Source organism: bacterium, from assembly GCA_037143175.1.
Taxonomy (GTDB): domain Bacteria; phylum Verrucomicrobiota; class Kiritimatiellia; order CAIKKV01; family CAITUY01; genus JAABPW01.
Genome location: JBAWZF010000075.1, coordinates 1 through 10,517, shown reverse-complemented (window position 1 = coordinate 10,517; position 10,517 = coordinate 1). Strand labels below are relative to the sequence as shown.

At 53.3% G+C, this 10,517-nt stretch carries 8 protein-coding genes; 3 read left to right on the top strand and 5 right to left on the bottom strand.

What is annotated here, in order from left to right:
- Positions 1 to 326 precede the first annotated feature (326 nt).
- Positions 327 to 563 carry a hypothetical protein gene (locus WCI03_14365; protein ID MEI8141036.1) on the bottom strand — a complete coding sequence of 79 codons (237 nt, stop codon included), beginning with the start codon at positions 561 to 563 and terminating at the stop codon, positions 327 to 329.
- Between the two features lie 296 nt (positions 564 to 859).
- Between WCI03_14365 and WCI03_14360 the strand changes: the two genes are divergently transcribed.
- Positions 860 to 1,765: a hypothetical protein gene (locus WCI03_14360; GenBank protein MEI8141035.1), complete on the top strand. Its 906-nt coding sequence runs from the start codon at positions 860 to 862 to the stop codon at positions 1,763 to 1,765.
- Between the two features lie 47 nt (positions 1,766 to 1,812).
- On the opposite strand, the gene WCI03_14355 is transcribed toward WCI03_14360, so the two are convergent.
- The 3 genes from WCI03_14355 to WCI03_14345 all read right to left on the bottom strand — a co-directional run bounded on the left by WCI03_14355 (position 1,813) and on the right by WCI03_14345 (position 3,471).
- Positions 1,813 to 2,238 carry a transposase gene (locus WCI03_14355; protein MEI8141034.1) on the bottom strand — a complete coding sequence of 142 codons (426 nt, stop codon included), beginning with the start codon at positions 2,236 to 2,238 and terminating at the stop codon, positions 1,813 to 1,815.
- A 794-nt stretch (positions 2,239 to 3,032) separates the two neighbouring features.
- Positions 3,033 to 3,260, bottom strand: coding sequence for a hypothetical protein (locus WCI03_14350; protein ID MEI8141033.1), 228 nt, complete (start codon positions 3,258 to 3,260; stop codon positions 3,033 to 3,035).
- A 16-nt stretch (positions 3,261 to 3,276) separates the two neighbouring features.
- The gene (locus WCI03_14345; GenBank protein ID MEI8141032.1) at positions 3,277 to 3,471 is read right to left on the bottom strand and encodes a hypothetical protein; all 195 of its coding nucleotides are present in this window, start codon (positions 3,469 to 3,471) and stop codon (positions 3,277 to 3,279) included.
- 671 nt (positions 3,472 to 4,142) lie between these two features.
- Here WCI03_14345 and WCI03_14340 point away from each other — a divergent pair.
- Positions 4,143 to 4,766: a response regulator gene (locus WCI03_14340; GenBank protein ID MEI8141031.1), complete on the top strand. Its 624-nt coding sequence runs from the start codon at positions 4,143 to 4,145 to the stop codon at positions 4,764 to 4,766.
- A gap of 200 nt (positions 4,767 to 4,966) precedes the next feature.
- A complete protein-coding gene (locus WCI03_14335; protein ID MEI8141030.1) occupies positions 4,967 to 6,946 on the top strand; it encodes a PAS domain-containing protein in 1,980 nt (659 codons plus the stop codon).
- A 137-nt stretch (positions 6,947 to 7,083) separates the two neighbouring features.
- On the opposite strand, the gene WCI03_14330 is transcribed toward WCI03_14335, so the two are convergent.
- Positions 7,084 to 10,353: a PAS domain S-box protein gene (locus tag WCI03_14330; GenBank protein MEI8141029.1), complete on the bottom strand. Its 3,270-nt coding sequence runs from the start codon at positions 10,351 to 10,353 to the stop codon at positions 7,084 to 7,086.
- Positions 10,354 to 10,517: the final 164 nt, after the last annotated feature.

The following is a 10,517-nucleotide window of genomic DNA, read 5'->3' as shown; positions in this document are numbered from 1 at the left end:
CAATGGGGGTAAGGGGGAATTCTGCCCGCGTTTAGCCACTATGGGATGCTAGTGATTCCCTTAATATCAAAAAGGTCGCGCAGGGACAGACCAGCAGACAATAGACAATAGCCTATGAAATTTGACTCGCTCAAAACTTGAATTGTTCACTTGAGTGGACCTTCAGGTCTTTGGATTGTCCAGTTTTACGATTACAAGAACCTCGTCAGGTGTTTAACTGGCAGCAAGTACACCAGATCCATCCACTTGGCACAATTCCAGATGACGGCGGGCTTGGATTGCCGGCCGGAATCATCTGGAGATCAACCAACTCATCATCAACTCTTCTACAGTGGGACCGGTGCCCCGAATATGTCCACACGCAACTGCCGCGCCGCGAACAGATCGCCCCAATCTGCACCCTTCATTGGCCGGGCTCCCTCTTCTCGCTTCTCACTAAAGTGCGTTCGATGCCGCCCAAACGCATCCTCCACGGAATCATCGAACACCATCTGCCGATCCACCACGCGTGAGACGATGTGATAGTACGCCGCTCCCTTATCAACTATTCTCGCTGACCTCATGCGCTTTCCCTCCGTTCAGGGCAACTGTTGGTCGCCTCTGTCACACATAACGGAGCAGCATCCACTTTTATTGTATTTTATTTAATCTATAGGTCTGTCCCTCGCGGCTCCTAACCGTTCCGACAGCCGTTTCATCAAGGGCGGCGAATTCTGGTTGCAAACCTGCTTCACTATCGTGTACGAAAACCCTGCCGGACTGAACGGGTGTCGTTTCTTCATGTCTGCCGAGTGGCAGGTTAAGCGTCACCGTTCCGTTTGACTTTAAAACCCCTGCGGGACGGCAGCGAAAGGGAATCATGAATAATGATGCGGGATTACCGGCGTTCGTGCTTGAGGCGGGGCCATGGAAGGCCGAAGTATTCGATCCGCGAGCAATGCCGAGCGCGCTCGGGATGCGTTACTGCAACGGCGGCTACGTGAGGGCTCTATGGCATGCGGATCGTCTTCTGACAGGGCGCGCAAGGCCGGGCTGGTCGCCGGTTGACGGCGAGGGACTTCCCGAGGAATTCGAGGTCTGCCTGGGCGCAACGAACGCGCTCGAGGGCGAAGAGTACCTGAGGATCGGTAGTGGCCGCTACCGGAAGCAGGGGCGCGGTGTGGCACCTGAAACCCTTCCCGCGGCATGGCAGGTGGTGTCGAGCGATGAGCGTCATGTGCGCATGCAATGCCGCGACCGCGTCGTGACCGGAGGGACGGAATTCGAATATGAGCTGATTCGCGACGTACGGCTGTCGGAAGAAGGGCTGGCCTCGTCCTCGACCCTGCGGATGCAGATGCCCTGGGCCCACCCGATGGGCTGGTATGCACACCCGTTTTTTCTGCATGGCGCGGCGAATTGCACGGGCTTTGAGCTGCCCGGGCAGCCGGAGGTTCAGTGCCTGGGACCGCACTCATCGCGGGGTTGGGGATTGACCGACACGCCGACGATGCGAAGGGATGAGCACGGAGTCCACTATTTCACGGACGCGACGGAGAGCCTGGCCTCGGTGACAAACCTGTGGGGTGAACGGGGCCCCGTGGTGCTGCACCTGGATCCGGCCCTGGGTGGCGGACGCCTGGCGCTTCAGCTCGACCGGCCGCTGGACCACCTGGTGCTCTACGCCTCTGACCAGGTCGCGAGCCCGGAGATGAAGATCAGTCGATGCTGGCGCGAGGGCGAAAAGTCGAACTGGACCCTGCGGTATTCCTGGCCGGGAGATTAAGGGTTCGGCGCGAGAATCTAAATCCTGCATGAGAGGCCGCAGGAGCGTTAGGCCGTCGTTATAGGAGGTGGCTGACTGCAGGCCCAGGCTTTTTTCTGGTTCAATTTGTTTTTCTTTTCGTCGAAGACTTTTTCGACATCCCAGCGCAGTTTGTAGAGGAAAGCGATCAGCCCCGGCGGCAAGGTCATCTCGCTGGTCATGTAGGTATACACTTTCCCTGTAGCGGGATCGCAGTAGGTGACCCGGCGGAGCATGACCCCACAGAAAACCCCAACGAGATCATCTGCCAGCACTCCGAGATTACGAGGATCGCAACGATCCCACGGGTTGTTTCCGATCACCTCAGCCATGGAGTTCACTTTCTCTCGACTGATGATGTAGACGCCTTTGGCTTTCCATCGTCTCCATTGGGCATAGTCAATAACGGCCGGATCGTACACGTGAATCACTTTTACTCCTTTTGGCTCATTCATGAGTAACTGCGTTGAGCCAAGCCACTTGAGTGCCGTTATGTCGTTTTCGCGTTTACGAATGGGACGGGCGATGTCGAGTAATGTGAGACTGTGACTTCGAAGGTTAAGTGAGAAAAAATAGCCAACCGCTTCGCTCTTTTCATTTTCTGCGCATGTATGGGAACCCGGCTGTTCGTAATGCCCGTCAGAGGCATAGATCGCAAAGCCTTTAAGTTCAGGATGTTGGCCCAATGGGTCGAGTTTTTCCGGCACATTTACATCAACCTGTTGCCGAACATTTTCAGAAACTTCACGGAGTAGTTGCAGACGGCGAGAACTCTTAAGAGACTGAAAGAAATTAGACACCGAGAGCCGACTATTCATCCACATCTACATCCGCTGGACCCAATCGCGCCCGCTTTGAGCAATGCCAATGACGCACCTAATTCCGGACTCAATAAATTGCTCATCAGTGAATTCAGGGCAATGTCTCCGATTGCAACTTTGAGAGAGAGCCAAAAGAACAGGCGCGAAAAACCGGACTCGAATAGTGTCAGCGAGGATTGTATTCATGGCGAATAAAATACCATGAACCAGCAAACATGTCTAGATGCAACATGTTCCGCAAGAGCGCGTTATGTCCAAAGCGATTTTTCAGCTCGACGCCACATTTGCCTGTCAAGGACTCTGGATGCCCCGTGATGCCGGTCAACCCCCCGGAGGGACAATGGGGAGTGTGCGCAAATATATTCAACCTCCTTAACGCGTTGCCGTGTCCGGCATTATAGCAACGGTGAGGTTTATAAAACTCGGACTTAAACACCGTTCGCCGTGGATGATACCGCCCAGTTGCTCTGGTGGCGCAACGCGTTACCGGAACGGTCCATCGGGCGGAAATCAGGCTCAATCTGTACCGCCACCATAGAGCCGGGTGGCTTCGGGTTGTGGCGCGAGATGAACGGCTGGTCAATCCAGCCGCCCGCCAACTGCAGGCGGTTGGGGATCTCCCCCAGGGCCTGCTTCATGGGATTGGATGCTCTCATATTGTGAGCTCCGCAATCAGCCGACGCCCACACGCTCACCCTTTTTGCACTTCTCGTGCTGACCCTTGATCCATGTGTAGGTGGCTGCCAGACCCTTGTCGAGCGAGGTGCTCGGCTCCCATTTCAGCATCTTCTTGATGAAGGTGTTGTCGGAGTTGCGCCCGGCCACTCCCCGGGGGGCTTCGAGATCATAGTGGCGTTTCATCTTCACGGCGGCGATCTTCTCGACCTTGCTGACCAGCGTGTTGATGGAGACCAGTTCGCTGGAGCCCAGGTTGATCGGCGTGGCGATCAGGTCATCCTTTTTAAGAGGGGCATCTTTTTCAATGTGTCGTTCAATTTCTTTTATCTATGGTCTCCCTGTTTGTGTTTGTGCCATTCTGTATAGAATGGTCTTCTCAATTCAGTATAACATCTCTAAATTGGGTCAGAATGGCTATTGTTGGCCTGTTGATGGATATTATTGACTTAATTCTATTAAATCGCAAAAGCCTTTCATTTCGGAACAAAGGGTCTCTCCCGCTTTCTTTTCACCAGATGTGGCGGAGGCCCGCCGGTTTTATCTTGATCTGAATCCAGAAGGGAAGCGGCCATTGGAAGTGGTCTGCGGTGGTCTGGAACATTGTACGGTGCAATATTTTGTGAATTTCTCGGGTTATGATTCGACAGTATTAATGAAGTCATGCAACCTTTTACCTAGTCGTGTTCTGGATGTCTTCCCGCCGCATGCGGTCACAATGTTTAATTATTCTTGGTTCTGGTCTGTGCGTATCCGGTTTTCCCTATGCTGTTATCAGGGATTGCCTATACCATTATCAGATTCTCCCCGATTGTAAGTTCCTCGCCTAATGACATGCTCATCTCAGTGAAGGAGGACTTCCTGTGAATATTCTGTTGATAGATGATGATGTGTTTGTTTTATCGATGCTGCAAGGGGCATTCAAAAAGTGGGGACACAAAGTTGATTCCTACATTAATCCCGAAATCTGTCCCGCATATTGTTCGCAGACATGTCCCTGCATGATATTCAAAAATGGATGCCCTGATGTTATCCTGACAGATATACATATGCCTTTGGTGAACGGGTTTAAATTTATTAAAGAATTGAAGCGCAAAGGGTGCAAGTGTCAGAAAATTGGAATGATGTCGGGCGATTGGAGCGACTCGGATCTTCTAAAAACTATTCGCATGGGTGTCAAAATCTTTGCCAAACCGTTTGACCTTTCCAAAATTAAATTATGGTTGTCCGGGAATATCCAACCTGACGTCGCGTTCATGGGAGATGGGAGCAAAGAGTTCCCAATCTCTTGGCTGGCAAAATCCAATGTCAGTTATCAGGTCATGACGAGATCTGATTTACAACAGGCGTGGGCAAATGCGTCTGATGAGGTGGAGAGTAACCAGCAGAGTTTACAGGCGACTCATAGGGATGAGTTCTTGCAATATGCCGATCCAAATTATGCAGGGGAGACTAATCCCTTTTATCGGGTCAATGTGGTGCCGTAAGGGGATTTGGGATTTTGGAACGTCACCCAGACTACTGCGGACAACCAACCCGGGACTCATTTAACAAAAAGAAATTCACCCCTATCCGAGTTTTCGCGCAATCAGCCTGTTGCAAAACTATTTTTATTGTTGTCACCGGATCAGGATAACTCCATTATGCGTTTATTAGAATTAGGGCTACTTATCTGGTAAGGGGAATTATGCATCGAGTTTTTCCGACGACGCTTTACAATGCCTCTAAGATGTGGTTCGGGCGCTTGCCCATGAATCAACACTCCTTGCAGCATAGACTCTTCGGGGTGATGGTTCTTCTCATTCTGACTTGTGCCGTTAGCTACACGGCCATTCTGCTGAAGGTCCACAGGAATGCGATCATCGGGGAGGCTGATGCCAAACTCTTCACTGCGGCAGAGTGCGCACGCGCCAATTTCATGCGGCAATACCACGCCCACCTGCCCGGGAAGGACTGGCCACAAAATGAGGATTATTCCCGCATTGTGGCAGATAATGACGCATTGTGCCGGAAATTGGGAATTCAATACATTTGGAGCGTGGTTGTTAAGAATGGGCTGGTTGAATTCACTTCCGCCACGCACTCAGATCTGAATAATCCTTCGTCCGATTGTGCGACGTTTCTGGAAGCGCATACGGATCAAGCGGCATTTGCCCCAGCACTCGGCCTGTTGAAACCCGTTTATTCCGCATTTCATAATAAATGGGGTGAAGGACGCATGGTGTTGATTCCTGAACGGGACGAACTAGGGCGTATTCACATTTTTGGTGCCAGCATCCAGCTTGGCAAACTTGAGGATATTGTACGTCATACTCTTTTTGTATCGACTGCCGTCAGTCTTGTTATTGTCATCCTCGCAATCATATTAAGCTGGCTTCTGGCGCGGTCACTCACCGCACCCATTGCGCAATTCACCCGCGATGTTCACCGCATCACTGAGGGGGATCTGGAGACGACATTAGTCCCTGCCGGAATATTCGAACTCCAGGCCCTTGCGGGATCACTGGACGTGATGAGGCAGAAACTGAACGTCCAGATCAAGGCGTGTACTGAAAGCGAATCGAAAAACCGTGCGATTGTGGAACAGATTCCCGCCATCGTGTATACCGAGGCGGTCGATGAAACATTTACCACCCTTTACATCAGCCCTCAGATTGAGTCCATTCTGGGGTTGAAGGCAAAACAATGCATTCAGAGCCCTGATATCTGGCACACCCACCTGCATCCTGCTGATCGGGATCGCGTGATGCTGCAGGTCGCAGAGTGTCATCGATCCGGTAAGCCATTGGATATTGAGTACCGCATGCTCGCAAACGATGGACATGTGGTGTGGCTGCATGATGCGGGGCGAATCATCCGGGACGATGAAGGACGCGCCTTTATCCTACAGGGTGTGATGGTGGACATTACCGAACGAAAACAGTTCGATGAAGAACGGACAAAGCACTTGAACGAACTTGCCCGTTTTGCCGAACAAACCCAGTCGCTAGCCGCCGCCTTGGTTTGCGCGGAGGAACATGAGCGGAAGCGACTGGCCCACATTTTACATGATGACCTTCAGCAGCTGGTGATTGGGGCCAGGTTCTTCGTCGAAAGCGGATTATCCACGACCCAGGGCATGCGGGAGTCCGCCTTAGCGGATCTTACGCGCGCGTCAGAATTATTGAAACAGGTGCTGGCCGTTTCGCGGTCTCTGACGAGTGATCTCAGTCCGGTGATTCTCCAGCAGGGACTAATCAGTGGGCTGAAATGGTTATGCCATAAGAAATTCGAAGACCACCGCCTTCAGGTCACCGTAGAAGCACCGCCAGAGGCGGAGCCGTCATCCGAGACCGCCCGGGTTCTGGCCTTTCACTCCGTGCGGGAGATGCTCCTGAATGTCGTCAAACATTCAGGTGTCCTAACGGCCTGTGTGGCCCTGACTCGCCCGCATCCTGACTGGATTGAGGTGACCGTGTCGGATGATGGAGTCGGTTTTAACCCTGAGGCGGTTCTGGTTGAGAATGATTCCCGGAATGGGTTTGGGTTGCACAGCATTAAGCAGCGACTGATTCTCTCCGGCGGTGCTTTTGAGGTGAAAAGTCAGCTGGGACAAGGCACTATTTTCAAACTTCGGATTCCAGACCTGCCCTGTTGCCGGAAAAAGGAGCCAGAAAATGCCATTTGAGTGTGCCGTTTCGGGTATACAATTCAAACTCCGGAAATGAGGAAAGTCACCTTTTCGTGTAGGCTCTACGAACATCCCGTGGAACTATTTCCACATGAGATACTCCCCACGGGTTCCTTGGAGCAGGCAGCCTTGGCTTATCCCAGCACTTCACGCACCTTGCGGGCCAGATTATCGCGTGAAAAGGGTTTTTGGATGTAGTGCAGTCCCTCGTCCGGCACTTTCCGGTTGAAGATTACATCAGCCGTGTAGCCGGACATGAACAGGACTTTGAGTCCCGGCTTGACCGCCTGAAGCTTCTCCGCCAGTTCCAGTCCGTTCATGCCAGGCATGATCACATCGGTGAACAATAGATGGATGTCGTGTTTGTGTTGAGCCGCCATGCCCAGAGCGGCTGTCGGCGTATCCGCCACCAGGACCTTGTACCCGAGTGCTTCCAGAAACAACTCGCACGTCTCGCGAAGCGATTTTTCGTCCTCTACCATGAGCACTGTCTCTCCGCGACCGCGGGGCACTTCCCCTGTGCTTGCGGCAGCAGCTTTCGGGGCATCCCCTACGAACCGCGGCACGTAGATCTTGAAGGTTGTGCCTTTGCCCGGTTCGCTATCGACATAGATGAACCCACCGTTCTGTTTGACGATGCCGTATACCGTGGCCAGCCCAAGACCGGTCCCCTTGTCGACGTCCTTGGTGGTGAAAAACGGTTCGAAGATGTTCGCAAGGACAGCCTCATCCATCCCGCAGCCATCGTCGCTAACCGTCAGCAGCACATACGCGCCGGGAACAAACCCCGCATGATTGGCGCAGAAGGCTTGATCGATCATGACATTGGCAGTCGCGAGGGTGACTTTACCGACTCCGGCGATCGCGTCCCGGGCGTTGACGCACAGGTTCGCCAGGATCTGATCAATCTGAGACGGGTCAAGTTTGACTGGCCACAACCCCGCGCCCGGCATTAAGATCAGGTTGATATCCTCGCCGATCAGGCGGCACAGCAGTTTGAGCATGCCTGCCATGGCGTCGTTCAGGTCCAGGACCTTGGGCTCAATGGTCTGCTTACGGGCGAAGGCCAGCAATTGCCGGGTGAGATCGGCCGAGCGCTGTGAAGTTGAGACGATCGCGTTCAGGTAGCCGCGGACGGGATGATCCCCAGGAAGACGGTCCAGGCACAGTTGGGCGTATCCCATGGTACACATGAGCAGGTTGTTGAAGTCGTGCGCAACGCCCCCGGCCAGGCGGCCCACCGATTCCATCTTCTGGGCCTGATTTAACTGATCCTGGAGTTTAACCTGCAATTCTTCCGCAAGCTTTTGGTCGGTAATGTCTTGAATCGTGCCGTGCCAAAGGGTGCTGCCATCCTCCACCCGCTCCGGCCGCGCCTCGGACCAGCGCCAGCGCAGTCCTTGCCGCGGAAGGATGACCCTGAATACGCAATGAAACTGCTTTAAAGTGCGGGCCGATTCCTGAATGGCCTCGGCCACCTTGGCGTAGTCCTCAGGATGCAATCGCCCAAAAACCGGGGTGGCATCTTCCATGACGGCTTCAGGGGTCACTTCATAGATGTCATTCATCCCCGGGCTCGAATAGGGAAATACGGAACGTCCGTCCGGATATAACCGGTATTGGTAAACAACACCGGGCACCAACTGGGCGAGGTTGGTGAGTAGATCACGGCTTCTTTCCAACGCGGCCTCCGCCTGCTTGCGCTCAGTGATATCGCGACTGATACCGAGCACGCCGATGAGGTCTCCGTACGGGCCCCAATAGTGCGTCTTGAGGGTGTCCAGCAATGCTTTCCGGCCACTGGGATAGGTGACCCATTCCTCGTTGTGCCGGGGCTTGCGCTCCGCCAGCATCTGACGGTCATTTTCCCGGAACGTATCGGCAACCTGCCTGTCAAACAGATCGTGGTCTGTTTTCCCGACAATCTCGTTCTTTGGCCGCCCCACGAACTCGACGAAGGCGGGGTTGCAGCCCAGGTAAACCCCCTCGGTATTCTTGAAAAAGACGATGTCAGGATCTGAATCCAGCATGGAATTAATAAGGGCCGCCTGCCGTTTAAGATCTTCCTCTGTCCGCTTGCGCTCGGTGATATCCTGCACTGTGCCGATCAGGCTGATAGCTTTGCCCTTGTCGTCATAGGTAATTTGTCCGAGACCATGCATCCAGCGCTCGGCGCCATCGCTTGGCCGAATGATCTTGTATTCGGCATCAAACGGTTTCTTGTTGTTGATCGAGTCCAAAAGCGCATCGTGCATCGCCTGCATGAAATCCGGATGCATGAACTTCACCCAGCCTTCGTTGGTGTGCGGGTAGTTCTTGGTGATTCCGAAGATTTCATCAAGGACGCTTGTGCTCTCAAACGTCCCCGCTTCAAGCGTATTGATGTAGCTTCCGATCCGGGCGGCCTTCTGCGATTCACGCAGCAGCCGCTCGTTCTTCTGGAGTACTTGCTGCGCTCTATGAAGGTCTGTGACGTCGCTGACAATGGAGAAAAGCAAGGTCTGCTCATTGACGTGGAGCGGCGTTGAGCGAACTTCGACAGTCCGAATGTCGCCACTGGCCAGACGGTGCATAAAGATGAAGTAATCGCGCTTCTGTAGCACAGCGTGTGCCATCTCAGCCGCGATTTCCGATGGCGTCAATGTATTGATCTGGTCAAGGCGCATGGCCCGTATTTTCTCGACGCTGTAGCCATAGAAGCTGGCAGCTGCTGGGTTGGCGTCGACGATGGCGCCGGAATCAGGCTCGATCAGCAACAGAACTGCCGCGTTGTTCTCGAACATCTGGCGAAAGCGCTGTTCACTCTTGCGCAGGGCGTCTTCGGAACTCTTCAGTGATGTTTCGCCTTGTTCCTTCTCATTCTTTTCGGCTTTGATCAGGTACAGTGTTCGCGCCAGCATGAAAACCAATGTAACCCCGAGAACGATAAAAACCAACCGTGTACGCCCTAGATTGAGCTTGGCATCATCAACCGTAGCGAGCGTACGCTGATCTACCATATCGACAAATTCACCGATCGGCCGCATGATGTTACACTTGGCTTGGTGATAGTCAGTGTCATAAAGCCTCTGGCTCGCCATGTTGCGATTAGCGTCTGTTGGTGGTGTCGTGGATTCGGCGAGTGCCATGGCCTTGAGTTCGGTACCTGTGAGCCAATCTGAAGCTGCCTTGGCGGACTGTAGGTGCTTGAATTCTTCGGCAGTAAATCCGGCCTGCCGCATCAATTCCAGCATCGAAATAGTTTGCCCAAACGAACGCGGCCGAGCACCATCGTTCAGAACCAAATCCCAATAGACATTTTTGTAGTTGATTGGACGCGGCGATTTGCCATCACGTATCGCCAGAATTTCCAGATAGCGCTGTTTAAATATGGGATCCCCCGTAGCAACGTAGGTACGCACCATCCGGGTCAAATCATCTGACGACTGCCTCAGTTCATCACTTAGTTCAAAGGAAGTAATTCGCTGTTCGTTTGTTCGATTAACCCGCTTTTCCGCAGTGAGATAGACACCGAAACACTAGCATCCCATAGTGGCTAAACGCGGGCAGAATTCCCCCTTACCCCCAT